Source organism: Roseibium album (assembly GCF_001404515.1).
Classification (GTDB): domain Bacteria; phylum Pseudomonadota; class Alphaproteobacteria; order Rhizobiales; family Stappiaceae; genus Roseibium; species Roseibium album.
Genome location: NZ_CXWE01000005.1, coordinates 372,310 through 395,875, shown reverse-complemented (window position 1 = coordinate 395,875; position 23,566 = coordinate 372,310). Strand labels below are relative to the sequence as shown.

Genomic DNA, 23,566 nt, shown 5'->3' with positions numbered 1-23,566 from the left:
TGTATATTCACTGGTGAGTATACTTGCCGGATGAGCAGACCAACTCCCAATGCGCGGGATCGTATCCTGACGGCCGCCAACAAGCTGTTTTATTCAGAAGGAATTCGTGCCGTCAGCCTCGACAACATCGCCGAGAAGGCGGGCATCACCAAAAAGACCGTCTACTACCACTTCAAGAGCAAGGATGATCTGGTCGAAGCCTATCTGGTGTCGCGCGACCAGCCTAACCTGACGCTTTACAGGAAGTGGTTTTCGGAAGCTGACGGCGGACTGCCTGACAAGGTTGCCGCGATCTTCTTTCAGATTGCTGTTTCTGCCCGTCATCCCAAATGGAAAGGGTGCGGCTTCCTGCGCACCGCAGCGGAGCTTGCCAACATGCCCGGACATCCGGCCATGAAAGTCGGTGCGGCGCACAAGAAAAAGTTCGAGACCTGGCTCACGGAAGAATTTCAAGCCGTTGACCTCGAACAGCCGGAGGCCCTGGCACGTCACATCGTCCTGCTCCTGGACGGCGCATTTTCAACGATCCTTGTGCATCGTGACGCGGACTATGCGGAAGCTGCGGGCAACGCCGCCAGCGCGCTGGTCCTGGGTGCCATGCAGAAAGGTCCGGTAGCCGGGAAACCCTCTGTCAAATCGATGGGATAATGGTGATCGACAGTCCAAGACGTCCTGTCACCTCACCTTTATTGCTCAATTTTCATGTCGAGGTCGGTCAGGCCGGCGAGACGCCAGACCCGATCGTCTTCAATCATGTCGATCCGCGCCCGGTAGTTGACATCGCGCAGATGAAGGCGGCCCCAGTGCTGGCCGATGGCTTCTGCAGACCATTCAGCAACTGCCGAAAAACCGCGGCCAGCATCAAGCGGGCGGATCTCGGAAATGGTGACTTCGCCAATGTTGCCGGCTCGTGCTGTCGTCCCTCCCTCCAACGCGATCCGATTGGCCCGTTCCAGTTCGGTGGAAACGATCGGTGCCAGTCCAGGATCAACGAATTTCGAGAGTTCCGTTTCAAGACGATTGTCGTCAACTTCATAAAATGCGGCGCTGGCGTTTTCAAAAACGGCCTGGACCGCGTTAGAGGCTTCCATGTTGCCGGGCAGGCTCGCAAAGGGGTTAGGGAGGGTTGCGATCGCCCACTTGGTCGTGGAAGCGGCGCCTGCCACCAGTATGATCGCGGTTGCTACTCCAATTGCCCGCGCCCATCTGCGAGCCTTTATTGCAAAGGCAACCGCGTTCAAGGCAAAAACCGCGAGCACGATCGTCAACAGCGGGAGCTTAAGTGCCCTTTCATCCGAGACGGGCACGGCTTCGACGCGCGGGTCCTCATATCTGAGCAGGTGGTTCGTCCAACTGTGTGCAGGTTCGGTTATGCCGACCTCTGAGGGAAAGGGCCCGACCGGGTCGATGGAAGTCACGGGGACACGCTCAATTCTGTCGCTGAAGAGTTCCCATATCGTGGTGACTTCTTCCGGCATCCGTTCGACCGGATAGGACAGGGTGACCCCGAGAACGGCCGTGGCGGGATCCAGGTTCCGATCATCGTCTATGACTTGAATACCGGTTAGTGAAAGATCGAGGAAATCGGAACCGACGCTTGTGGCCGAGGCAGGAGACCCGTCAATAATGACCGGATTTTTCTCGGCAAAGAAGCGGTTGACAGCGTTGAGAATGCCGCTTCGTTTCTCCACGGTAATCGGTGTTTTCCTGGCAACTTTCAGGTCGGTCCAGTCCTCCAGATCCCTAAGCCTGACCACGACTTCGTGCCTGACTTCACGGGGTTCGACATAGAGGAATGACATGATCGGCCAGCGGTGATGGCGTTTCAGGTTGGGATTGTCGAAGGCAGAAAACCAGGGGTCTTCCCAATTGAGGTTCAGCTTGACCGGACCGGTGAGATAACGGAAATCGATAACGGGAACACTCTCGTGATAAACGATAAATCCCATATCGAGCGAGGCGCGGCCGTTCTCATCCAGAGGAGGGATGAACGTCAGGGTTTTCGGCTTTCGGTCGAAGAAATAGTCAAGTTCGGCATGGAGAATGCGTTTGTCGTCCGGCGGTTCAGGCGCGCTTTGTCGTGTGAGCGGATGAACGATGCCACTGACTGGCGAGGAACGGTCTTTGCGAAGCCTGGGTTCGGAAAAGCGCAGTTGGGCAGTCAGGTTGGTCGTGCCATCGACGATGACCTGAAATTTCTCCTGGCTGAAGCGTTCCATCCTTTCGTCCATCGGTGGCGGTTCAACGCCTTTTTCGCTCAGCGCATCATCGGAAAGCAGCTCTTCCATGCTTTCAAGGTCGTCGACAAACAATTGCAGAACGACGTGAACCCGGTCTTCGCGAACGATGATCTCGGCAATGTTCGGCGATGTTTCAGCACCTGTGAGATTAATCCAGTCAGCGGATGCCCGTCCGGTGCCGAAGGCCGATATCAGGACTGTCAGCACAAGTAAGACACTATAAGCAGCCAGGGAAGACAGTGGTGTACCAGGTTCGGACGTCGGCGAGAATCTGAATGTCATATGATCGACCCGATCACGTTCGGGCCATCAGGAGATGCCGACAAAGGGAGCAAGCGCGTTTTTATCGTCGCGACATTCGCTCGAAAAATAAAATCATTAAATATCAATAGCATAAACACACGTCCTCACCAGAATTACCGTTTTCTCCCACGCCCGTCCAGCTGCAATGCCAGTCGGGACCGGGCGTGATGGTCGTCTGCCACACTTAACCCGGTCTGACGTTTGCTCACGCTCAGATCCTGTCCCCGGCGTCACACCTGAAATACGGCGTGCAATGGTTACAGGACCCCTGAAATGCCAGCTTTCGTCTGCCCTCGTATTGAACGGTAGTGGAATTTCAGGTGTGACGTCAATTTCCCGATGTATCTATTCGTAGTGCACCTCGGTCGAATACTGGATCCTGTATGTGCCGTGGACGACGACGAGGGCCGTGAATTTTCTTCGCATCTCAACGGAACATCTTGACGTGGCTGTCACCCGCGAGGCTCGTCCGGTCCGGTCTTTCGCGAGCACTGGCTGACGAAGTATCCTGCGCTATATCCGATGCGGTCGGTGTATTTCGGGAGCAGCTTCATGACTGGACATGTTTTGATCGTCGGTGCCGGTGCAGGCTTGAGCGCATCGCTTGCGCGTGTCTATTCATCAGCCGGTTATACCGTAGCTGTTGCTGCCCGAAATCCAGACAAACTTGCAGAACTGTGTGAGGAAACCGGTGCGCGCGCGCATGCGTGCGATGCGACGGACAATGACAGCGTCAAGACTCTTTTCGAAACGCTTGATGCCGAAGGCGCAACGCCGGATGTCGTCATCTACAATGCAAGCGGACGGACGAGAGGGCCAATTGCAGAACTGGACCCAGACCAGGTGCGCGCTGCGCTGGACGTGACTGCCCTTGGGGCGTTTTTTGTTGCACAGGAGGCGGCCAAACGCATGGTGCCGCGAGAAGCGGGCACTCTGCTCTTTACCGGGGCTTCCGCCGGCATCAAGGGTTTTCCGCAATCGGCACCGTTTGCGATGGGCAAGTTTGCCCTGCGAGGCCTGTGCCAGTCGCTCGCCCGCGAACTTCATCCGAAGAACATCCACGTTGTTCATTTCGTCATTGACGGTGCCATTCACCGTGCGGACAGGGGCGCACCGTACAGCGATCCGGAAAAGACCCTGCATCCAGACGAAATCGCTCGTGCCTACCTTGAAATGACCCGGCAGCACCGAAGCATCTGGACAAACGAAATCGAATTGCGCCCGCATGTCGAGCGGTTCTAGCCGCGCGAACTGCGATCGTCGTCAATTCTATGCTCAACGGATCCTTGCTCGAGCCTGTTCGGCATCGGGTGGGTCCAATAGGCCTGGCGAAGCGGCACCCGATTTGGTGTTTTGTGAAAAAACCGTATTTGGACAAATCCAGCTAGCATCCGCCGTCTGTCACACAACACGCCCTTACCGTCGGGTTGTTCTTGCAGCAATCCTCCAAAATATAGCGCATCAGGGCGCCGACCACCGCGAAGTCGAGGCGGTAGGTGATTTGGCGAGCCATTCTGCTGGAGGTGACCAGACCTGCTTCAGACATATTGGACAGGTGAAAAGAGGTTCTTGACGGCGTTGCACCGACTGCTGCTGCAATTTCCCCTGCAGAAAGCCCATTGGTGCCGGCCTCTACAAGGAGCTTGAGAATGCGGAGACGCGTTGCACTCGATATCGAGGCAAACGCGGCCAGAGCATCGGTTTCATTCATATTTCAAACTTTCTTGAAATGGGAGGCGATCTGTGCTTGAAGTATATTTCAATAAAACTTGAAATGAAAGGTTGCCATCATGACACCCCAGATGCTTCTCGAAACGCTGCAGACACTGCCTGCCGATTTGCCTCTCGTGTTCCAGACAGCGGAAGGTGACGTCGGTGACGGTTACCATGTTACCGAGTTCAAACTCGCCCAGGTCAACAGCATTGACTGCGGCGGACGGCTGACGTCCTGGAGGGAAGCCGCGTTGCAACTTCTCGACGGTCACGGTGGCGGTCACATGAATGTCGGCAAATTCTCCTCCATTCTCGGTCAGAGTATCACCAGGGTGACCGGTCTTGGTGAAAGTCCGCTGCACGTGGAATTTGCCCATGAGAACAGGGGAATGCGGATTTATGAAATCTCAAGGCCCCGGTTGCATGAAGGCCAGGTCGGTGTCGATCTGAATGAAATCCGCGCGCATTGCAAACCGGCGTTGGAACATGCTGCGACTGCCGAAACGGCTGGCTGCTGCGGTTCTGCTTCGGCCTCGTCTTGTTGCGCCTGAGGGCGGCATTCATCTGCTTTCCCAGACGGGTCCCTTTCCGATCTTTTCCAAAAGAAAATCGATGAAGACCCTGACTTTTGCCGTCAGAACATTCGATTTCGGGTAAACCAGCCAAAGGACGGACTGATCATCCACCTCGAACTCGGGGAGCACCCTTACCAGTGTTCCCTCCTCGAGTTCGGCATATGTGTTCCACAGGGAATTCATCGATATGCCGGCACCGGCAAGCGTTGCGAGTTTCAGCGAGAGGCCGTCGTCAATGACCAGGCGACTGCCTGCCGCACGCGGGTCGAAATGCGATGACGTTGTTGCGCCGGGCCCGGTCAGCCGACGTGCCGACAGATCCTGAAACGCAATGAGTTGATGGTCGATTAGGTCGGCCGGGGCTTTCGGGTGTCCAAACCGCGAAAGGTAGTCCGGCGAAGCGCACAGGATACGGATGTCGTCGGCCAGCTTGCGGAATTTCAGGCTGCTGTCTTCGAGGGCAGAGTTGCGGAGTGCCAGGTCGAAGCTGCCTTCAATCAGGTCAAATCGTGTGTCGGAGAGTTTCAGGTCCAGCTTGACTTCCGGATATCTCGCCAGGAATTCCGGCAGTAGAGGCACGATGTAAAGCTGCGCGAAGCTGCTCGAAGCGGCAAACCGAAGAAGACCGCTGACTTGTGGGCTGGAAAGACCGAGAGCGGCACGGGCCGCATCTTCCTGCGCGATGATTTCCCGGGCAAAGGGCAAAAACTCCTCGCCTTCGACGGAAAGTGCCACCTTGCGGGTGGAGCGATGCATCAGGTCCGAACCCAGACTTTGTTCCAGTTTCGCCAAACGGTTGCTGGCGACTGCAGGAGGCATGCCGAGTTCGCGCCCGGCCGCACTGATGTTCAGTTTTTCGGCTGCCAGAACGAAAAGCCGCAAGCTATTGGTGTCCATCTGTTTATATCCAAAACCCGAATTATGAACTCATTTATTGACTATTTATATTGAAAATCAAGATCCCTATCTTCCAGGTCGACGCTGTGAAGTCCGCAGCACACCCCGAATCGAAGGACCACGTGAAATGGCATACTTGTCCGTGCTTGCCGTCACTCCGACCAGCGAAGACTGGATCCCGGACTACATCGGACCTGCGAACAGGCTGGTTGCGCAATATGGCGGCAAGTATCTCGCCCGCACTTCCTCGCATGAACAGCTTGAAGGCCCCAAAGATGATGCCGCGCTGCGCATCGTGATCGAATGGCCCTCGAAGGAGGCGGCGGTCCGTTTCATGAATGATCCCGATTACATGCCGCATCTGCAGGCGCGGGCGGAAGGGTCCCGCAGCTTCCATTTCCTCATCGAAGGAAAGGATGACCTGGCCTGAGTGTCCGGCTTCGAACGTGCAACCATCCCGCAAGCGCGCATAACGGTTTTGTTGATGTTACCGTCGTTCACGATGCGCCTGTTCCATGACCTGGAGCATTGGCACAAGGGAAATGAAAATGCTTGATCGTCTCGCTACATCCGGTTTTGAGCAGGTCAACCGGGGCTACAATTCCGTTTTCAAACCCGGCAAACTTTCGCTCGGGCTGGTCGTGCCTCTGGAGAATTACGGCATGAGCGCTGTCCCGCAGATGCAGCAGCACCTGGAACGGGTGCAACTTGCGGAAAAGCTTGGCTTTTCATCCATCTGGCTGCGCGACGTGCCGTTCAATGTGCCCACTTTCGGCGATGCGGGACAGGTGTTCGACCCGTTTGTCTATCTCGGGTATCTGGCGGCCGGAACAAAAGACATTGCACTCGGCGTTGCCAGCATTGTCCTGCCGCTCCGCCACCCGGCGCATGTGGCAAAGGCGGCGGCAAGCGCCGATGTCCTGTCCGGAGGGCGCCTGCTCCTCGGAGTAGCCTCCGGCGACCGGCCGGAAGAATATCCTGCACTGAACATGTCTTTCGAAGACCGGGGTGTTCGGTTTCGGGAACATCTGGACTACATCCGCCAAATGGCCCGATTTCAGCCGAAATTTCACAGCACAGGTGGAGCGCCGGGCGGCGGCATGGACATGTTGCCCAAACCGGATGCCGGCAAGCTACCGATTCTGATTACAGGCGGCAGTCAACAGGACCCGGTCTGGGTTGCCGAAAACGGTGACGGCTGGATGACTTACCCACGCAATATTCCCATCCAGGAACGCGTTGTCAGGGACTACAGGACCAGGGTTCGAAATGCCGGTGGCTTCGACAAACCGGTCATGCAGCCTCTCTATCTTGATCTGGCCGAGGCTGCGGATGCAGCTCCGGAACCGATCCATCTCGGGTTCCGGATGGGTCGCGACGCTCTTCGCGGCTACCTGAAAACGCTCGAAACCATTGGTGTGAACCACGTTGCACTGAACCTGAGGTTCAACAACGCCGATATCGAAACAACGCTGAAACGGCTGGCCGAGGAGCTTTTGCCGGACTTTTCAGGATAGGGAATTCAAAAGATGAGCAAGATAATTCTGGTGACCGGCTCGACCGACGGGATCGGTCTGGAAACGGTCAAGGCCCTTCGTGCAAAGGGACATACGATCCTGCTGCATGGCCGCAATTCATCAAAGATCGAAGCAGCTAGGCAAGCGCTTCTTGCGATTGATGCCGATGGTGAGGTGGAATGCTATCAGGCAAATTTTTCGCGGCCAGGTGATGTTGCGAGACTTGCCGGGGAGATCAGGTCGACGCATTCAAAGCTTGATGTTCTGATCAACAATGCGGGCGTTCTGCGAACCGGAAACGATCTGACGGATGAGAGTCTGGATGTCCGGTTTGTTGTCAATTTGCTGGCTCCCCAGATTTTGACAGAGGGGCTCCGTCCACTGATGGACGCGTCCGGCAGGGTCGTGAATCTGTCCTCAGCGGCACAGGCGCCGGTCAATCTTGATGCCCTCAAGGGAAAGGTCCACCTGTCCCCGATGGAAGCCTATGCCCAGAGCAAGCTGGCATTGACGATGTGGTCGCGGCATCTTGCCGAGCAATTCGGTGCGGAAGGACCTGTTGTCGTTGCGGTCAATCCCGGTTCGCTGCTTGCCAGCAAGATGGTCAAGGAAGGCTTTGGTGTCGCCGGGAATGATCTTTCCATTGGCGTCGATATTCTGCTGCGCGCAGCGCTTTCGGAAGAGTTTTCAAATGCCTCCGGCAGGTATTTCGACAATGACAGCGGCCGGTTTTCCGATCCGCATGCGGACGGGCTGGACAAGGCCAAGGTCGCAGCGCTTGTGCAGGTGATGAACATGCTGTCAAAGCTCGATCGCACTTAGCAAGGTGGTGACATCGCGTTTCACGTCCAGCCGGGATTGAAACACCGTCTCTGCACGCAGCCCATCCAGTCTGGAATTCACGTGGTGTGATCATCATCGCAGGGTTATTGTTGGAAGAAGGTGCCAGACGAAGGCATCCACCACATTTACAAGAAGTCGAAAAGCGTGAGAGACACCGAACTCGACTTACAGCTTGGCAAAGACATCGTTTGCGAGGCGATGGGGGTTGGACCAGCTGAGTTTCAGGCTGGACCAGAGGCCGGCTGCGACACCACGATTGGCGAGAATTGTGAGTGCGGCACGTTTTTCCGGGCAAATGTAGAGAGCTGAAGTTGATCCGGCGGTGCCGCCATCGTGAAAAAGCATCCGGGGCGTGGTGGGATCGAGTTTCATCGATAGCCACCCAAGGCATTGTGAAACCGGTTCTTTCTTTCCGCGCGGCCCAAGTCCGATCAGGGGTTCGGCACACCGTCCTATGGCGCGGTCAAGAGTTGTTGTCGGGTTTGAGAGAGCGTCAGCGACCCGGGAGGAAAACAGGGCCAGGTCGCCTGCAGACGAACGCAGGGCACCTGCGCCAGCCAAAGCCTTGAACGACCATGGCACCACAGGCCGTCCACGATTGTCATGTGGTCGGGCAAAACGTTTCTTTTGTTGCGGGCTCAGGCAGGCGGAGGTTTCATTCATCCCCAGAGGGCTAAATAGTTCATCCCGCAACATTTCAAGAAACGGGCGGCTCTGACTGAGCGCGAGGACCTCACCCAGAAGCCCGAAAGCCAGGTTAGAATAGGCGTGCCCCGGTTTTTTGCGCGGTTCCTGTGAGCTCCAGACCCGAAGCCAGGCTACCAGATCATCCCGAGAAAATTCAGAGTAGGGATCATCGCCGGCGCCTTGGATCATCGCCTTCCAGATCGGAATATGCAGACGCGGCAATCCTGACATGTGCGTAGCCAGGCTCAAGGGTGTGAGCTGAAGTGGCGCGGATGAAAATTCATCGCACAGGTCCTTGATCGGGCGGTCCGGATCGATCTTGCCCTGCTCGGTTAACAGCGCCAGAAGCAGTGCGGTGAAGACCTTGGAAATCGATCCGATTTCAAAGATCAGGTCTTCAGGCGCACAGTCAGGCGTGTCTGCAGGGTCGCCAAACAAACTGTAGACTTTGTGGTCGCCGGGCAGAAAGCCGGTGACCACAATGGACGCGTTTCCCTGATACGGGGCGATCAGTTTCTCGAGCTTATCCGGAAGGGCAAACGACATGTATTGTGCCTACTCACGATGACGAGCACCAGATAAGATGCCGCGGCGATAATTCAATCCGGATGTTCCGCTTGCCGCCTGGTCAGATGGCACGGGTGCGCCCCGGATTTCCTTGATGGATGAATGAAACCCGGAACAAGGCGGAAACGTCTTCGGTCATGCCTGCCCAGGGATTCCTGACAAATGCGAGGCTCACAATAAGCTTGTGAAGCTCATGTCGGTCTATTTCCGTACCGGGCGGCCACCTGGCGGTCGAAGGAACGCATGACAGATTTTTCCACGGGCAACAGTCGTTGTTGACATTTCATTTATAACTATATAACTAGAAATATAGTTATATTGAGTGAGGCGAGAATGGTACTGGAAGAAGCGGCGCAGGGGTTTGCTGCGCTGGGCTCGGAAGCCCGGCTACAGGTGGTATTGACGTTGGTGAAGGCCGGGCAAACCGGCCTGACGGTTGGAGACATCCAGTCCCGAACAGGGATGGCGGCCTCCACGCTTGCCCATCATCTGAAGTTTCTTTCTTCCGCCGGCCTGGTGCTTCAGGAAAAGGACGGCCGGTCGGTGATCAACCGCGCGGCCTTCGATCACCTTGAAAATCTCGCTGGATACATTCTCAAGGAATGCTGCGTGGACGAGGGCGGTTGCTAGCCCGGTCAGAAGGATGGACTGAAATGTCAGACACGATCGAACGCATTGAGCTTGATCAGAATAGCGGTGGAGCAAGTTGTGGCGCCCCGAAGACTGCCTGCTGCACGGCACCGGCATCAAAATGGACCTGGAAGACATTTCCCGGCAAAGACTACATTTTCTCGACCTGGGCCGTCGTGCTCGGTGGTCCTTTGCTGGTGCTGTTGCTTGACCAGGTGCAGTTCGTCCCCTTCGTAACGTTTGCGATACAGGCCTTTCTGGGCACATTGCCCTACATCGCATTTGCCGTCGCGCTGATTGCCTGGCTGAAGGCTTCCGGTGCGGAGGCCTATGTCGGTCGGGCATTCGAAGGCCGCGAGACGCAGGCCATTTTCCTGGCGGCTCTTTTCGGAGGCCTCGCGCCATTCTGTTCGTGTGAAGTCATCCCCTTCATAGCCGGTCTGCTGGCAGTCGGTGCGCCGCTCTCGGCAATCATGGCTTTCTGGCTGTCATCTCCGCTTATCGATCCGCCGACGCTGCTGATCACTGCCGGTGCTTTGGGCTGGCCCTTTGCCATCGGCAAAGCAGTATCCGCCGTCGCGCTTGGTCTTTTCGGCGGGTTTCTGGTCTCCGTGCTCCTGAAGACCGGAGCCTTTGCCAATCCTGTCAAGATCGGGTCTTCAGCAAGCGGTTGCGGATGCGGGGCTTCGCCGCAGACAGGCCGTCCTGTCTGGAAATTCTGGAAGGAAACCGAACGGACTGACAAGTTTTACGTCGAGCTGAAGACAAATGCGCTCTTTCTGGTGAAGTGGCTTGCGCTTGCCTATGTTCTGGAAGCGGCACTCGTCACCTATGTGCCTGCCAACCTGATTGCCGGTGTTGTCGGCGGTGAGGGCGTCGGTTCGATCGCAATTTCCGCGCTGGTCGGCATGCCTGCGTACCTCAACAGCTATGTCGCACCGCCGCTATTGGCAGGCCTGATGGACCAGGGCATGAGCGCTGGTGCTGCAATGGCATTCATGATCGCCGGTGCTGTCAGCTCCATTCCGGCGATGGCCGCGGTCTGGTCTCTGGTGAAGCCGCAGGTCTTTGCCACCTATCTCGGGCTTGGTTTTGTCGGTGCGGTCTTGTCCGGTCTGATATTCCAGCTTGTCATTTGAGGGACATGACATGCACACACACGTATCGGTCACTGTTGAACCGCACGAAGATGCGACCCGAACGCTGCTTGTGCCGGTCGGACTGCCGACACCGCACCAGATGCCGGTTCATTTCGATGTCACCGGTGGGAGATTCTCCCTGACGGGCGAAGAGACAACCGGCCAGATTGCGGCCCTCGTTTCACCTGAGCCGAGGGAACCGGTCGAGGTTCGGTATTCATTCAATGAAGGGGGTCCGGGTTATCCGGACGCCATTTTTGAACCGCATCGCAACAGATATACGCAGGCGGCCGAAGACCTTGTCTTCGATGCGATCAATATCTCCGAAACGCAGCCGGATGGACATGCTGCCATTCAGGCCCTGGTGAATGCAGCCGCGGAAAAGTTCCGGTATGCCCATCCGGAGGTTCGTTTCAATGATGGGTGTGATGAGGTGCCGTATCTCGCCTGCGGATTGACCGAAGGTTCGTGTATCGACATCAATACCTACCTGATCGCCTCCCTTCGGGCTGCCGGATACGAGGCCGGTTACATTACCGGTTATTTCTTCCCGGAAGAGAAAAGCGGCTGCTGTGAAGACGCCCACTGCTGGGTCGTGACGCGGCATGACGGGGTCGTTCTGGAATGGGATATTGCCCACCATCTGAAGATGGGAACGCGTGACGTTTGTTGTGGACTCAATCCGAAACCGGGTGACAGGGTAGCCGTTGCCCATTCCATGGGTCTGGGCTTTCCCGGACTCGGGATCTCCTGCGAGAAGCTGGTCAGCGAACCGGCATGGATCTCTAGCGATGCACGGCTGGAGAAGGCAGAGGTCACAATCCGGCGGGTGATCGAGAAAACGCCCGCCGCAGCTTGATCCTGAACACTTAGTGGGCTTTCGTTTTTGTTGAACGGAAGCCTTTTTGTTGTTGCGTCAGATCAAGTCCCTAAAGCGAATTGCAGGCGGATGCATCAGACCTTGATGCCAACGCGTTCGATTGGCAACTTGGTTTGCCTTCGTGTCCGGCAGAAGGACAAAGAGGTTTTTCGCGCCAGACAGGGCTGCTGCGATTTCACCAGACCTGACCGCGTGCTGCGACCGGCACCGGACCGATGATGTCGGTGCCGCGAATGCAATCTACATTGTCGAGCATATTGGCAACGACGCAGGCATGGTTGGGAACGATTCTCACCCTGTCTCCGACGGCAAGACGGATCGGGCCACTCGAGACGATGCGGCCATGCTCCTCACTGAGCTGATCGATCGCGAGATCGTCCCGGTTCAGAACATGGCCATGACCCTGGAGGCCAAAGAGGTCACTCGTCAGGACCTTGGATCCGGCGTCGACGATCGCATGGGTTTCGGATGGCACGGAAACGACTGTCGCAAGAACGGTCAGGGCACAGTCCTGCCATGTGCAGGTTCCGCGAGTAACCAGCGAACGGTCGTTGTAGACATAGGTGCCGATCCGGTGCTCTGTGACCGGAGTGGCGAGATGAGCATGCCACATATCCTGAGATCCGCCCGAGGAAACCCGGTCAACTTTCATTCCCTGCGTTTCAATCAGGCTCTTGGTTTCGCTCAGCCAGTCCGCAGCGCTGGTTACACCGCCGACGGGAGGAAAGGTCATCAGGCCGACAAATCTCAGACCGGGGAGTTCGGCGATGCGGCGTGCCAGACCGGCGGCATCGGCCGGACTTGCTACGCCGCAGCGATCTGCGCCGGTGTTGCATTCGACCAGAACAGACAGGGGTTCGGCGGCATCAGCAAACGCCCGGCTCAAGCCTGTGGCAACTATCGCGTTGTCGGCGACTACCGAGACCCTGACCCTTTCGGAAAGAGCGCGCAGACGAGCTGTCTTCCTGTCACCCAGAATATTGTAGGTGATCAGGACATCGTCGATCCCGCCTTCCTCGATCATGGCTTCTGCTTCGCTGATCTTCTGGCAGGTAATTCCTATGGCGCCTTGTGCCACCTGGTATTTCGCGAGGGACGGGATCTTGTGCGTCTTGACATGCGGGCGAAGTTTCAGTCCGTGTTCGTCGCAATAGTCCTGGTATTTGCGGATGTTGGCCTCGGCAATGTCCAGATCAACAAGGACTGAAGGTGTGTCGAGGGTTGGAAATATCATGCAAGTTCCTCTTGATGGGGATCTTCAACCATTGGCCAGAGTGCGCGCTTCAATCGTGTGTAGGCGGTCCGGCGCGGGTCGTTAGGATACGGCCCATCGATGGCGGCATAAAGAATTTCTCCTGCGATCGGGGCAAATGCACCGTGGAAATGATTGGTCGACTTGACGATCAGGATGCGCTTTCGACTGATATCGACACCGAGATTGGTAAAAAGATCGGGCGAAAAAGCCTGGGAACGGTTGGTGTTCAGGACAATGTCGAGATCACCGATCCGGATCGCCGCACTGTTGCCGAGGGGAACGACAGAGGTACCGAAACTCTGCACTGCATTTTCGACGAGCCTGATCACCTTGACCGTTGCGTCGATCGGCTGACCGGCATGTGCAGAAGTTTTGCCCCCGAACCGGAGGTCAAATTCCGCCCCTTCACCTGCCGCAAAGCAGAGACGGACCGCCATCGGGTCCCAAATGGTGCCGACCGCGACTCCCTGGAGGCCCATTTCCATCACGTGTTGCAGCATGATGGTCGAGTCACCAGCAACGCCACCCCCCGGATTGTCCCAGACATCAGCGATAACGACGGGAAATCTGGAGCTGGCATCGGCGCGCCCGAGGGCTTCATTAGGCGTCAGGAACTCCGGTGCCGCCCGCCCGCGAAAACTGAACAGTTCCATGCCGAGATCGCGCGCCAGCCGGTCCCCTTTCGCTTTTTCATTGTTTGTCACCACGATAATCCTGGCACCGAGATCAGGCGAGTCTCCAGCCATGAAACCGTGAATTACGGACGCCGACAGGATGGTTCCTGATTGCTCCAGCTGCTTCAGCTTGTCGATGAAGCCGCGCATGGGCTGAATGCTGGTTGGGAGCACATCGATCATTCGGACATCAAAGACGCTGGTTGCAGGAGTAATTTCTCCGCGCGCGGATTTGAGCGTCAGGTCGACACATGCCTCTCCGGCCTCCACGAAATCGGTGTGCGGAAATTCCTTGAAGACCGTGATTACGTCGGCGTTGCGTACCCTTTTTTCACTCAGGTGACTGTGCGGATCGAAGCTTGCTCCAACGCGGCAGTCAGGGCCGACAATCTGTCTCACGGCTTCCAGCAGATCTCCTTCGCAGTCGACGCAGCCATCGGTGATCATGGCGCCGTGCAAACCGAATATCGCGGCATCGAGTGGCAACGCTGCCTTGAGCTGATCGAGAACTTCATTGCGCAAACGCAGCCAGGTCGGCGCGTTGACGAGCCCGCCGGGCTCCGCCCAGGTTGCGGTGCCTTCAATCAATTCGATGCTGCCTTCGGCAGCTCGCTTTCTCAGGGCGGGAAACACCGCGCTGCAAAGTGTCGGGGTTGCCGGATGCTGTCCAGGTGGCGCGTAGAAGCTTTGTTCGAAGTCTGAGAAGTCCGTTCGCAGCGGTGAAAATGTATTGGTTTCAGTTGCGATGGAAGCACAAAAAACGCGCATGGATACCCCGGCTTGAAATGAAAGAGCGGCGAGGGGAGCCGGAGCACCCCCCGCCTGGGAGGACCTGTCAGATCAGTTCAGGTAACTGCTGTTGTTGGCCGCGTCGACCTCGCTCTTGAACAGACCCAGAAGCTCGGACGCCTTTGCGTCGAGGTTCTCGGCTACGTGGGATTCAAAAGCCGGTTGGGTTGCTCCAGCCATCGCCTTGCGCTGGTCGTCGGTCAAGGCGGTGACCTCGATCTTGTCCATCAGGCCAGCAAGGCCACGGTCGGACGCTTCGATGATCCGGGAAAGGCCCCGACTGGCTGCCACGCAGTTTTCCGCAGCCACGCGAAGAGTTTGCTGTTCCGCATCGCTCAGGCCTTCGAAGAAGGCGCGGTTGACCATGAATGTGTAAGGTGAAAACAGGTGGTTGGTCAGCGTCATGTACTTTTGAACCTCTGCGAAATTCGCAAAGGAAATGATCGGAACAGGGTTCATCTGGCCATCGATCACACCTGTCTGCAGTCCGGAATAGACCTCGCCCCAGCTGAGCGGATAGGCTTCAGCGCCCAGCGCCTGAACGATCTTCTGGTGCGAAGGCAGCGTCATGGTACGGATGCGGATGCCGTCGAAGTCGGCAAGGTCTGCAATCGGACGCTGGGAGTTCGTGACCGCGAAGAAGCCTCCTGTGTCCGGAAAACCGAGCACAACAACATCACCGAGTGCTTCCTCGATGTCCGCCGCAAGGGCTTCGCCGAAGGGCCCGTCAAAAACGGAATAGGTCGACGCATTGTTGGCAAATGCGAAAGGCAGGTTCAACACGTCGATACGCGGATAGTAGCTGGCAAGGGCGCCTGTAGACGTCAGCGTTGCCTGAATGACACCGTCGCGAACCTGCTGGACGTGTTCGGCTGCGGAACCAAGCTGGTTGGAGCCGAAGACCTCGACTGTCACACTGCCGTTGGTGTCGGCTGCGACGATGTTGGAGAAGACTGCGGTGCAGGCGTGCGCCGGGTTTTCAAACGGGTCGGTCTTGTTGTCGTGACCGAAGCGGATCACACCGCCGTCGGCGAGTGCCGTGGTCACTGTGAGCGCCGCTATGGCGCCTGCAACGAGCCCTATTTTCAAAGTCTTCATAAGTACCTCCTCTGTTGAAGACATGGCCTATTGGGCAAATCCGAAAGCGCGGGGCAGGAACAGCGCCGCATCCTCCCAGAAAGCAAACAGGAACAGGATTGTGATTTCCGCGATCAGGAACGGGGTCAGCTTGACGGCAATCCGTTCGAGCTTTTCCCCGGTGACCGAAGACAAAACGAACAGGCACGCTCCGACCGGCGGGGTCATGAGTGAAATGTTGAGTGCCAGCACGAAGATGATACCGGCATGGATCGGCTCCAGACCGATCTGTTCTGTCAACGGGACCAGAACAGGCGCCAGGATTATCAGAATGGCGGTGATGTCCATCACCATTCCGACAACCAGCAGGATGCAGATGATAATGGCAATCACGGCATATGGATTTTCGGAAATGCCAAGCACGGCTCCTGCAATTTCCTGGGGAATGCGCTCAAAGCTCATCCACCAGCCGAGAATGCCGGCAAACGCGATGATTACGAAAATCACGCCGGTAATCCGGGCAGTTCGAACCAGCATGGAATAGAAACTGCGTGCCGACAGCGTGCGATAGACGAAGAGACCGATGAAAAGTGCGTAGGCGACTGCGATCGAGGCGGCTTCGGTAGGTGTGACGACGCCGCCCAGAATGCCGCCGAGAATGATGACGGGCATCAGCAGCGCAGTGAGCGAAGACAGGAACGTGTCCCAGACTTCCCGTATGGTGGCGCCACGTGCCGCCTTAGGCAGATTTTCGCGCTTGCCGCCAACGACGATTACGCCCATGCAGACGAGGCAGATGACGAGGCCCGGCAAGATACCTGCGGCAAACAGCCCGCCGATGGAAACGCCCATCAGTGAGCCGTAGACAACCATGAGACCGGATGGCGGGATGGTTGGGCCGATGATCGAACCGGCTGCCGTGACAGCGCAGGCGTAGTCGCGGGAATAGCCTTCCTTTTCCATGGCAGGCACAAGCGTGCGACCGAAGGCGGCGGCATCTGCCGTCGCCGAACCCGTCAGGCCGGCAAAGAACACCGAAGCCAGCATGTTCGTATGCGCCAGTCCACCGCGGAAGCGCCCGACAAGGACCTGCGCCAGCTTGACCAGCCGATCAGTGATGCCGATGCCATTCATGATCTCGCCGGCAAGGATGAAGAAAGGCATCGCCAGGAATGGAAAGATGTTCAATCCGTTGAAGATCTTGCTTGGCCCGATGGCCAGGAAATTCGGACCGCCGCCCATGTCTATCAGGCCGACAACACCGGCCAGGCCAATCGCGAAACCGATAGGCATGCCGAACAGGATCAGGAGAACGAATGTAACGGCGACAATCATGCGCTTGCCTCCGCCGATTGTTCAAGCTGCAGGCCCTGATCGCGTATCAGGACAAGCGCCAATTGAATGATCGCGAGAAAGGCGGACGTGGGGATTGCCCAGAAGAATGGTTCAAGCGTTACGCCGAAAATCATCGCCTGCCGCGTTGCCCCGCTTTGGGCGAAGCCGATGCCGAACCAGAACACGTAAAGGAACAGAGAGATTGTAAGGATGTCGATCGTGATCAGGACGGCGCGGCGAAACCATGCAGGCAACGTCATCAGGAAGGACGTCAGGCCGATATGTTCGCGGCGGGCAATTCCGGATGAGACCGCCAGAAGCGCTGCCCAGATCATCAGGTAGCGAGCAAGGGTTTCCGGCCAGGGCAACTGCCAGTGAAACCAGTAACGGTCGATAACGCCAATCCAGACATCAAAGACCAAAGCCAGCATCAGCAGTGCGACAACCGCCTCGATCGCTCGGTTCAGGCCAAGGCTGATTCTTTCTGCCAGGCTTTTCAAGCTTGCACCCTCCCAAATGAAACTCAGTTAGATAATTTCTTCGAATTTGGAGCCAAGTCAAGTTATTTTTGTCATTAAATTACAAAAATAGACCCAATAAGGGCCCGTTGTGGTAATTTATTGACCCGGTTTTGTAACCGAGTTACAGAACGGGCAGGAGGAATGATGCAGGCACGCTTGAAAATCGATGACGATCTGGGACACGCAGCGGTCGATGTGATCTCCAATCTCAGGAAAGCAGAGGGTCAGCTTTCCACGCGCGAGCAGAAGGTCGCCGACTTCGTGTCGGCAAACCTCGAAAAGATCAGTTCCATGACGATCGCCGAAGTGGCGCGGGCCTGCGACGTAAGTTCACCAACGGTTGTCCGCTTCTGCCGGACCATGGGCTGCGACGGGTTCCGGGAATTCAAGATCCGGCTGGCACAAAATCTTGCCGTCAGCCTGCAGTATCTCGATGTCGGTGACAGGGCCGCGACAGAGACGGGTGCAGGGGTCCTCGATCAGGTCATCGGCGCCTTGTCGGCATCATTGAACGTCGTGCGCCGTCAGCTGGACAATGACAAGTTCGAGGCTGCAAAGGATCATATCGCAAACGCGCGGACCGTTCTGGTTGGCGGCATCGGGGGAGGCTCCTCCATTGTGGCACAGGAAGCATCCAACCGTCTGTTTCGTCTCGGAATTGCGACTGTGGCCGTTTCCGACAGCTATCTGTTGCAGATGCGGGCTGCGACGTTGTCCAAGTCAGACGTCATTCTGCTCATTTCCTCGAGCGGAGAAGCTGATGAGGTGCTGAGTGCAGCGGAAATTGCGGGAGGCTACGGAGCAACCACTATCGCCATCACAAAGTCTGAAAGCACGCTGTCCCGAAGTGTCGAGTGCGCCCTTCAGATAGATCTTCCGGAAGACCCCGATATCTACAAGCCGACGGCGTCGCGCTATGCCTATCTGGTCATCATCGATGCGCTGGCGATGGCCATTGCGCAGCTCAGGTCCGACAACACGGCGGAGAACCTGCGCCGGATCAGAGCCTCGCTGACGGCGTATCACGGACGAACCGGACCTCAGCCCCTGGGAGATTGAACCAGGCTCTTGAACTGATTCCGATTGCCGCGATAACGTGTTGAAAAATTGGGTTTTCTGCGTTCTTTCGCAAGGTTCTGGAGATTGCCTCATTGTGGTATTCGAGGTGAAACCTTAACTCCTTAAACCATTGTGTGAACACGGTCCCGCCGCATATCCGGTATGCGTCGCCAGTGGCAAATCGCCTCTTGCACCGACATTCCGGCTCGTTAATCTTCGCGAAGACATCGCAGGAAAACCAACATGGCAATACTGATCGTTGGCGCCGGGATCTCGGGCCTTTCCACCGCCTGGGCGCTGACCAAGCGAGGCGTTCCTGTGACACTGCTGGAGCAGGGACCGATCCCCAACCCGCTTTCGGCCTCCGGTGACCAGCATCGCATTATTCGCCGGGCGTATGGCGGGAAGGGCGGATACCAGCGCCGCATCGGGGATGCCTATGCGGCCTGGGATGAAATGTGGGCGGATCTGGAAGCCTCGCATCTCGTTGAAACCGGCTTCATGCTGCTGTCGCAGCAACAGGGTGATGGCGGTGAAATCTATCGGCAGGGACTGATTGACGGCGGCTATCCGTTTGAAGACCTGACACCGGCAGAAACTGCAAAGCGATTTCCCTTTATCGATCCGTCGACCATCAGGTACGGGGCTGTCAGTGACGAAGGGGGGGTACTGCTGTGCCAGAAGATCGCCTCGGACCTGCGTGACTGGCTGCGCAGGAATGGAGCTGACGTCCGCGAGAATGCCAAGGTTACAGCTGTGGACACGTCTGCAGGCTCCGCCACGTTGGTGGACGGTTCCGTTCTGAACGGTGACCACCTCATCATCACCTCTGGTGCCTGGACACTCGGGCTGTTTCCCAAACTTGGCACCAGTCTGACGACCTACCGCACCGCAGTTGTCTACCTGACGCCGCCGGAAAACCTGCGCGAGGCCTGGGAGCGATCACCTGCCATTCTGGATCCGGGTGGCCCGATTGACGGCTACGTTCTGCCGCCGGTTGCCGGAACCGGGCTCAAATTCGGTGCAGGTATTCACAAACACAAGGCCGCGCCCGACCAGGACCGGGTGGCGGAGGCAGGTGAGGGTGAAACGCTGCGCAATCACTTTGCGCCTCCGTTCGCCAGGATCACGGAGTATCACGTCGATGATGTGGTGACATGCGCCTATACATTCACTTCCGATGAGCATTTCTTCGCGACAACCGAGGACAGGGCAACAATCGTGTCGGCCTGTTCAGGCCACGGTTACAAGTTCGGTGCCGTTGTCGGCCAGAAGCTCGCAGAGGGGATCGTGTCGAAGGACATGAAGACGGCGCAGGTCTGGCTCGAGGCGCGGGATTGATACCGGCTGGCTAGGAGCCGCCTCGTATTCTTCTTCGGCAGGTGCGGATCACTCACACTCAAATGCACTGTGGCCTCAGCCCTTGTTCACGTTGGCGGATCAGGCCAGCGGGACAGTCCGAACAGGATCGGCAGATCGAGCATGCGTCCGCCGCCGGAGCGGATGGCAGGGGGCTTGCGCGGATTCGTTGCCGGATCCATGCCATCGGCGGCATCGTGCACTGCCTGGGGGTCCGCAGGGTGGCCGTCAGCCAGTTTGCAGGCGATCCACCGGGTCACTTGCGGGGCCGACACGCTTGTTCCCGGCATTGCAACGTATGAACCGCTCGCGGATCCTGCGCTCAGGACACCCGGCAAGACCAAACTGTCGTCACTCCTTGCCGAAGCATCAGGTCCGGTTTTATTCGGATTGTTGGTTGGTCCGCTGGCCGAATAGAGCGCCATCGGGCTGTCTTTTTCCGGGGTCGTGCTGCGGAAGCCACCTATCACGACGGGCTTGTCGCCGCTGGCAAATCCGCTGAGTGTGCCTTGTCGGCGCACATAGGCCGAAGTCATGTTGGGATCGTAACCAAGGGGTCCTCCGATCAGTGGTCGATCCAGGTGAAAAATGTCCGTGCCCGGCTGGTAAAACCGCTCATATTCGGGATCGTCAAAGTAGGACTGCCGTCCGAATACGGGAAAGCCCGGTAACGTTTCGTCGCGGATGACCCAGGCTTTTGCACCAACGTCGCCGGAAGCCTGTGGGGCCTCCAGCTTGAGCTGCCAGGATCCGGACGGCGCGAATGGTCCCACATCTGCCGGACTGTCGGTCGCATATAGAAGGACACCAAAATGGCCGCGCTTGAACGGACCAATGCCGGCGCCGAGAAAATAGACAAGCCCTATTCTCTCACCCGCGCCGGTGACGAGTTCCTGCCATGAGACCGGATGGTGTGTCGGCACGCTCGCCGGCGCTATGCCGCCCGGCCCCTCTACCGTCAGGGTCGCGTAATCGGGTGCGACCTTGTTTTCCGTGTCCAGCCAGATCTGAACCGCCGACATGCTTCTGTCCGACGGCTGAACACGCCAATCGAGAACTTTGCTTCGATGGGTGTCGCCGCTTATTTCTATCCTGGCATGACAGCGGTTCTCGTTTCCGTTTCCCGCCGGAAGAACACACTCACACCTGAAGCACTTTTCTTCCGCTTTCAGGAGGACGTCCCTGATCTTGGTCTCAACGATCCCGGTTCCGTCGTGAGGGCCTGCATAATTTCCAAAACTGAAGTTGATCACGAGGGGTGGCACCTCGCCCGGGGGATCATCGATCACAAACCGTTTGTGGCGCCCGAGAATGTAAAAGAGGGCCTGTTCCAGCCAAAGGGCAAACAAATTGCCCGAGGGATCTTCCACATCTGATGTCCGCAGGTTAACGGCGATGATCGGACGTTTCGCGGCTTCGTCGATGCTCTTTGCACTATTTGCCGGATACCCCGCGGCCAGCCCCATGACATGGGTTCCATGCGAAAGACGATGGGCGACCGGGGTGTGCGGGCGACTGGACCAGTCCGTTGCACCAATGGAATTGTAAAATGCGGCATCATCCAACAGTCCATTGTGAATATTCGCGTTGAGGTGATCTGAAAGTCCCTTGCCTGTCCATGCGTTTCCAACCGTACTGGGTTCGGTACCGGGCGGCAAATTGGAGGTGTCGTATTGGACACCGTCCATGTTCCAGTAGAATTGGACGCGGGAAACAGTTTCTCCAGCGTCAAATCGCCGGAAAAGTTCATGCCCGACAGCCATGCCGTTGTCGATGACCGCTACCACGGTCGACCCCTTGGGAAGCTTGATTGGTGGTCCAGGGTCGAAGTTGAACGGTACTTCCTGCATGACAATATCGTCTTTTTGGAACGCGGGGCCGACTTCGAACCAGGCAATGCCTGTTTCGGCTCCACGCTCTTTCACCGCATTATCGTTCACCGCGTTGATGTAATTGCGCCGCGCGTAAAGGGAAATGACAGGGGGGGCTGAGACTCCTCGCACTTCTTCCGGGTATTCGGGCGGAATCAGCAGGAATTTTTTCGGATCGTCACCCAGCCCCAGTTTTTTCGACAAGTCCCAAATTTCGTCAAGGGAGTAGTAGCCGTCACTGTCCTTGTCTCTTTTCGCCGGATTAGCAGCTATCAGCCACCAGATTTCATCTTCTGGAATCGCCAGATCCGCGGCAATGGAGCGACTTACCGTGTTAACGCGAAAATCCGCCGATGGATTCAGAACGATGTCACCAGCGTCGAATTCGTTCCAAGTGAAGACCATGTGAGCCTCCCTTCAATCATTCGGTTTCGTCAGGTGATGTCGTGCCATTCCGCCTTTGCCCGGGCCCAAAGCCACCCGAGAGGTTCAGAAACAGCATCATCGATCGAATTTTGGAAGTTAGTGCGGCTTACCCAGCCAGTCGTGTCACTCAGCCCGGGGGGACTGGAGGAGAAATCGTAATAGTCTCTCCAGTTGAAATCCATGTTCGTTGCCGAACCCGACCCGTCATGGAAGTGCTCGCCGTTGAATTTCCAGCCGGTATCCGGCTGTTCTCTCTTGCATCGTTTGACGAGATATTCGCCGAGATTGAGACCCAGCACGGCACCGGCGACACTGTCGACCGGAAAGTGTACGCCGGCCACGGTTCGGTTGATCGCGATGCGCGCGGCCTGCCGCATCATCATTTCGCCCCACAGGTCACCAGAGTAAGGACTCGTTCCGGATTCCCGCAGCAACAGCCAAAGCACCTGTGCCATGCAGAACGCTTCCGTTGCATGCCCGCTGGGCAGGCTGCCATGGGTTGGTGTCCAGATCATTGGCTGGATTTGCGGCGACCATTCTATCGGCCGCTTGCACGACAACGAGTATTTCAGCCGCATTTCGACGTAGTTGGCGAGCCAAAGCGACATACCCAGCAATTCGACAGTGAATGGAGTGCGTTCCGGATCAACAAACGCAATTGCGCGCAGAAACTCCAACGGTGTTGCAAGTTGCGCGATGATTTCGCCTGAACGGTCCGGGCGCAAGTCCGCGTAGTTTGCGACCATGGTCAGCTGATCAGCGAAAATTTCCCGTGTGGGACGCTTCATTTCCATCAGTGTCTGATACTTCGTATCCGGCAACTGGAAGTCCGTCTGCAGGTGAAAGACCTTTGCGTTGCCGTTTGCGAAATTGAAGCCAATCCGGGAGCCGATTTCGAGCGCAAAGACGCTCGTCCTCACGGCGGGAGCGAGCCGTTCGAGATAGGCGGTGTCCTCCTGGTGGTTTGCCGTCACTTCAGTGTACTGCACTGGCTCCCAGGTGCCGGCGATCCCGTCACGACTGGTGATCAGTGCCTGCGCCACCAGGGGCGGATTGGCGCCGACCGATCCGAGGCTGCCCAGGCTGCCAAGGCTCCCCAGGCTGCCAAGGCTGCCGAGGCTCCCCAAACTCCCAAGGCTTCCCAGGCTGCCGAGGCTGCCCAGACTTCCGAGACTTCCTTCGGGTCCAACTCCTCCTGAATGTGCCATT

The 23,566-nt window shown here is 57.2% G+C and carries 22 protein-coding genes; 11 read left to right on the top strand and 11 right to left on the bottom strand.

Annotated elements, in window-relative coordinates; translation table 11 throughout:
• Window positions 1-30: 30 nt before the first annotated feature.
• Window positions 31-648: a TetR/AcrR family transcriptional regulator gene (locus LA5095_RS18710; protein ID WP_055117641.1), complete on the top strand. Its 618-nt coding sequence runs from the start codon at window positions 31-33 to the stop codon at window positions 646-648.
• A 38-nt stretch (window positions 649-686) separates the two neighbouring features.
• On the opposite strand, the gene LA5095_RS18705 is transcribed toward LA5095_RS18710, so the two are convergent.
• A complete protein-coding gene (locus tag LA5095_RS18705; RefSeq protein WP_144436046.1) occupies window positions 687-2,522 on the bottom strand; it encodes a hypothetical protein in 1,836 nt (611 codons plus the stop codon).
• A 573-nt stretch (window positions 2,523-3,095) separates the two neighbouring features.
• Here LA5095_RS18705 and LA5095_RS18700 point away from each other — a divergent pair.
• A complete protein-coding gene (locus tag LA5095_RS18700; RefSeq protein WP_055117637.1) occupies window positions 3,096-3,785 on the top strand; it encodes an SDR family NAD(P)-dependent oxidoreductase in 690 nt (229 codons plus the stop codon).
• Between the two features lie 142 nt (window positions 3,786-3,927).
• Here LA5095_RS18700 and LA5095_RS18695 read toward each other — a convergent pair whose 3' ends face one another.
• Window positions 3,928-4,254: an ArsR/SmtB family transcription factor gene (locus LA5095_RS18695; protein ID WP_055117635.1), complete on the bottom strand. Its 327-nt coding sequence runs from the start codon at window positions 4,252-4,254 to the stop codon at window positions 3,928-3,930.
• Between the two features lie 79 nt (window positions 4,255-4,333).
• Here LA5095_RS18695 and LA5095_RS18690 point away from each other — a divergent pair, with 79 nt between their 5' ends.
• Complete coding sequence (locus LA5095_RS18690; RefSeq protein ID WP_055117633.1) at window positions 4,334-4,807, top strand: DUF6428 family protein; 474 nt, start codon at window positions 4,334-4,336, stop codon at window positions 4,805-4,807.
• A 9-nt stretch (window positions 4,808-4,816) separates the two neighbouring features.
• On the opposite strand, the gene LA5095_RS18685 is transcribed toward LA5095_RS18690, so the two are convergent.
• Entirely contained in the window at window positions 4,817-5,728 is a 912-nt protein-coding gene (locus LA5095_RS18685; RefSeq protein WP_055117631.1) for a LysR family transcriptional regulator, read from the bottom strand.
• A gap of 127 nt (window positions 5,729-5,855) precedes the next feature.
• Here LA5095_RS18685 and LA5095_RS18680 point away from each other — a divergent pair, with 127 nt between their 5' ends.
• The 3 genes from LA5095_RS18680 (at window position 5,856) to LA5095_RS18670 (ending at window position 8,067) form a co-directional block, all read left to right on the top strand.
• Entirely contained in the window at window positions 5,856-6,158 is a 303-nt protein-coding gene (locus tag LA5095_RS18680) for a DUF1330 domain-containing protein (RefSeq protein ID WP_055117629.1), read from the top strand.
• 118 nt (window positions 6,159-6,276) lie between these two features.
• Window positions 6,277-7,245: a TIGR03571 family LLM class oxidoreductase gene (locus LA5095_RS18675; protein WP_055118047.1), complete on the top strand. Its 969-nt coding sequence runs from the start codon at window positions 6,277-6,279 to the stop codon at window positions 7,243-7,245.
• Window positions 7,246-7,257: 12 nt separating this feature from the next.
• Window positions 7,258-8,067: an SDR family NAD(P)-dependent oxidoreductase gene (locus LA5095_RS18670; RefSeq protein ID WP_055117627.1), complete on the top strand. Its 810-nt coding sequence runs from the start codon at window positions 7,258-7,260 to the stop codon at window positions 8,065-8,067.
• 186 nt (window positions 8,068-8,253) lie between these two features.
• Here LA5095_RS18670 and LA5095_RS18665 read toward each other — a convergent pair whose 3' ends face one another.
• Complete coding sequence (locus LA5095_RS18665) at window positions 8,254-9,321, bottom strand: serine hydrolase domain-containing protein (protein ID WP_055117625.1); 1,068 nt, start codon at window positions 9,319-9,321, stop codon at window positions 8,254-8,256.
• A gap of 354 nt (window positions 9,322-9,675) precedes the next feature.
• On the opposite strand from LA5095_RS18665, the gene LA5095_RS18660 reads away from it, so the two are divergent.
• Genes LA5095_RS18660 through LA5095_RS18650 form a run of 3 tightly spaced genes read left to right on the top strand, consistent with a single transcriptional unit; the run spans window position 9,676 to window position 11,970 of the window.
• A complete protein-coding gene (locus tag LA5095_RS18660; RefSeq protein ID WP_055117623.1) occupies window positions 9,676-9,972 on the top strand; it encodes an ArsR/SmtB family transcription factor in 297 nt (98 codons plus the stop codon).
• Window positions 9,973-9,995: 23 nt separating this feature from the next.
• Window positions 9,996-11,111, top strand: coding sequence for a permease (locus LA5095_RS18655; protein ID WP_082442881.1), 1,116 nt, complete (start codon window positions 9,996-9,998; stop codon window positions 11,109-11,111).
• A 10-nt stretch (window positions 11,112-11,121) separates the two neighbouring features.
• Window positions 11,122-11,970, top strand: coding sequence for a transglutaminase-like domain-containing protein (locus LA5095_RS18650; RefSeq protein ID WP_055117621.1), 849 nt, complete (start codon window positions 11,122-11,124; stop codon window positions 11,968-11,970).
• A 196-nt stretch (window positions 11,971-12,166) separates the two neighbouring features.
• On the opposite strand, the gene LA5095_RS18645 is transcribed toward LA5095_RS18650, so the two are convergent.
• The 5 genes from LA5095_RS18645 to LA5095_RS18625 form a co-directional block, all read right to left on the bottom strand.
• Window positions 12,167-13,225 (bottom strand): D-TA family PLP-dependent enzyme, encoded by a 1,059-nt coding sequence (locus LA5095_RS18645; protein ID WP_055117619.1) that lies wholly within the window; start codon window positions 13,223-13,225, stop codon window positions 12,167-12,169.
• The gene (locus LA5095_RS18640) at window positions 13,222-14,688 is read right to left on the bottom strand and encodes a M81 family metallopeptidase (RefSeq protein ID WP_055117617.1); all 1,467 of its coding nucleotides are present in this window, start codon (window positions 14,686-14,688) and stop codon (window positions 13,222-13,224) included. Before LA5095_RS18640 ends, LA5095_RS18645 begins: the two co-directional genes overlap by 4 nt.
• A 72-nt stretch (window positions 14,689-14,760) precedes the next feature.
• Entirely contained in the window at window positions 14,761-15,807 is a 1,047-nt protein-coding gene (locus tag LA5095_RS18635; protein ID WP_029061032.1) for a TRAP transporter substrate-binding protein, read from the bottom strand.
• A 27-nt stretch (window positions 15,808-15,834) separates the two neighbouring features.
• Window positions 15,835-17,121 (bottom strand): TRAP transporter large permease, encoded by a 1,287-nt coding sequence (locus LA5095_RS18630; protein ID WP_029061033.1) that lies wholly within the window; start codon window positions 17,119-17,121, stop codon window positions 15,835-15,837.
• A complete protein-coding gene (locus tag LA5095_RS18625) occupies window positions 17,118-17,621 on the bottom strand; it encodes a TRAP transporter small permease (protein ID WP_055117615.1) in 504 nt (167 codons plus the stop codon). The genes LA5095_RS18630 and LA5095_RS18625 overlap by 4 nt, the downstream gene beginning before the upstream one ends.
• A 165-nt stretch (window positions 17,622-17,786) precedes the next feature.
• On the opposite strand from LA5095_RS18625, the gene LA5095_RS18620 reads away from it, so the two are divergent.
• Window positions 17,787-18,701, top strand: coding sequence for a MurR/RpiR family transcriptional regulator (locus LA5095_RS18620; protein WP_055118043.1), 915 nt, complete (start codon window positions 17,787-17,789; stop codon window positions 18,699-18,701).
• Window positions 18,702-18,944: 243 nt separating this feature from the next.
• Window positions 18,945-20,042, top strand: a complete 1,098-nt coding sequence (locus LA5095_RS18615) for an NAD(P)/FAD-dependent oxidoreductase (protein ID WP_055117613.1) — start codon at window positions 18,945-18,947, stop codon at window positions 20,040-20,042.
• Window positions 20,043-20,128: 86 nt separating this feature from the next.
• On the opposite strand, the gene LA5095_RS18610 is transcribed toward LA5095_RS18615, so the two are convergent.
• Together LA5095_RS18610 and LA5095_RS18605 are read right to left on the bottom strand one after the other, a co-directional pair.
• Window positions 20,129-22,336, bottom strand: coding sequence for a S8/S53 family peptidase (locus LA5095_RS18610; RefSeq protein ID WP_055117611.1), 2,208 nt, complete (start codon window positions 22,334-22,336; stop codon window positions 20,129-20,131).
• 29 nt (window positions 22,337-22,365) lie between these two features.
• A complete protein-coding gene (locus LA5095_RS18605; protein ID WP_055117609.1) occupies window positions 22,366-23,565 on the bottom strand; it encodes a phosphatase PAP2 family protein in 1,200 nt (399 codons plus the stop codon).
• Window position 23,566 lies beyond the last annotated feature (1 nt).

Bases quoted from the DNA above. Each gene is read 5' to 3' on its own strand.
- LA5095_RS18710 (WP_055117641.1), top strand. From the start codon at position 31: ATGAGCAGACCAACTCCCAATGCGCGGGATCGTATCCTGACGGCCGCC.
- LA5095_RS18705 (WP_144436046.1), bottom strand. From the start codon at position 2,522: ATGACATTCAGATTCTCGCCGACGTCCGAACCTGGTACACCACTGTCT.
- LA5095_RS18700 (WP_055117637.1), top strand. From the start codon at position 3,096: ATGACTGGACATGTTTTGATCGTCGGTGCCGGTGCAGGCTTGAGCGCA.
- LA5095_RS18695 (WP_055117635.1), bottom strand. From the start codon at position 4,254: ATGAATGAAACCGATGCTCTGGCCGCGTTTGCCTCGATATCGAGTGCA.
- LA5095_RS18690 (WP_055117633.1), top strand. From the start codon at position 4,334: ATGACACCCCAGATGCTTCTCGAAACGCTGCAGACACTGCCTGCCGAT.
- LA5095_RS18685 (WP_055117631.1), bottom strand. From the start codon at position 5,728: ATGGACACCAATAGCTTGCGGCTTTTCGTTCTGGCAGCCGAAAAACTG.
- LA5095_RS18680 (WP_055117629.1), top strand. From the start codon at position 5,856: ATGGCATACTTGTCCGTGCTTGCCGTCACTCCGACCAGCGAAGACTGG.
- LA5095_RS18675 (WP_055118047.1), top strand. From the start codon at position 6,277: ATGCTTGATCGTCTCGCTACATCCGGTTTTGAGCAGGTCAACCGGGGC.
- LA5095_RS18670 (WP_055117627.1), top strand. From the start codon at position 7,258: ATGAGCAAGATAATTCTGGTGACCGGCTCGACCGACGGGATCGGTCTG.
- LA5095_RS18665 (WP_055117625.1), bottom strand. From the start codon at position 9,321: ATGTCGTTTGCCCTTCCGGATAAGCTCGAGAAACTGATCGCCCCGTAT.
- LA5095_RS18660 (WP_055117623.1), top strand. From the start codon at position 9,676: ATGGTACTGGAAGAAGCGGCGCAGGGGTTTGCTGCGCTGGGCTCGGAA.
- LA5095_RS18655 (WP_082442881.1), top strand. From the start codon at position 9,996: ATGTCAGACACGATCGAACGCATTGAGCTTGATCAGAATAGCGGTGGA.
- LA5095_RS18650 (WP_055117621.1), top strand. From the start codon at position 11,122: ATGCACACACACGTATCGGTCACTGTTGAACCGCACGAAGATGCGACC.
- LA5095_RS18645 (WP_055117619.1), bottom strand. From the start codon at position 13,225: ATGATATTTCCAACCCTCGACACACCTTCAGTCCTTGTTGATCTGGAC.
- LA5095_RS18640 (WP_055117617.1), bottom strand. From the start codon at position 14,688: ATGCGCGTTTTTTGTGCTTCCATCGCAACTGAAACCAATACATTTTCA.
- LA5095_RS18635 (WP_029061032.1), bottom strand. From the start codon at position 15,807: ATGAAGACTTTGAAAATAGGGCTCGTTGCAGGCGCCATAGCGGCGCTC.
- LA5095_RS18630 (WP_029061033.1), bottom strand. From the start codon at position 17,121: ATGATTGTCGCCGTTACATTCGTTCTCCTGATCCTGTTCGGCATGCCT.
- LA5095_RS18620 (WP_055118043.1), top strand. From the start codon at position 17,787: ATGCAGGCACGCTTGAAAATCGATGACGATCTGGGACACGCAGCGGTC.
- LA5095_RS18615 (WP_055117613.1), top strand. From the start codon at position 18,945: ATGGCAATACTGATCGTTGGCGCCGGGATCTCGGGCCTTTCCACCGCC.
- LA5095_RS18610 (WP_055117611.1), bottom strand. From the start codon at position 22,336: ATGGTCTTCACTTGGAACGAATTCGACGCTGGTGACATCGTTCTGAAT.
- LA5095_RS18605 (WP_055117609.1), bottom strand. From the start codon at position 23,565: ATGGCACATTCAGGAGGAGTTGGACCCGAAGGAAGTCTCGGAAGTCTG.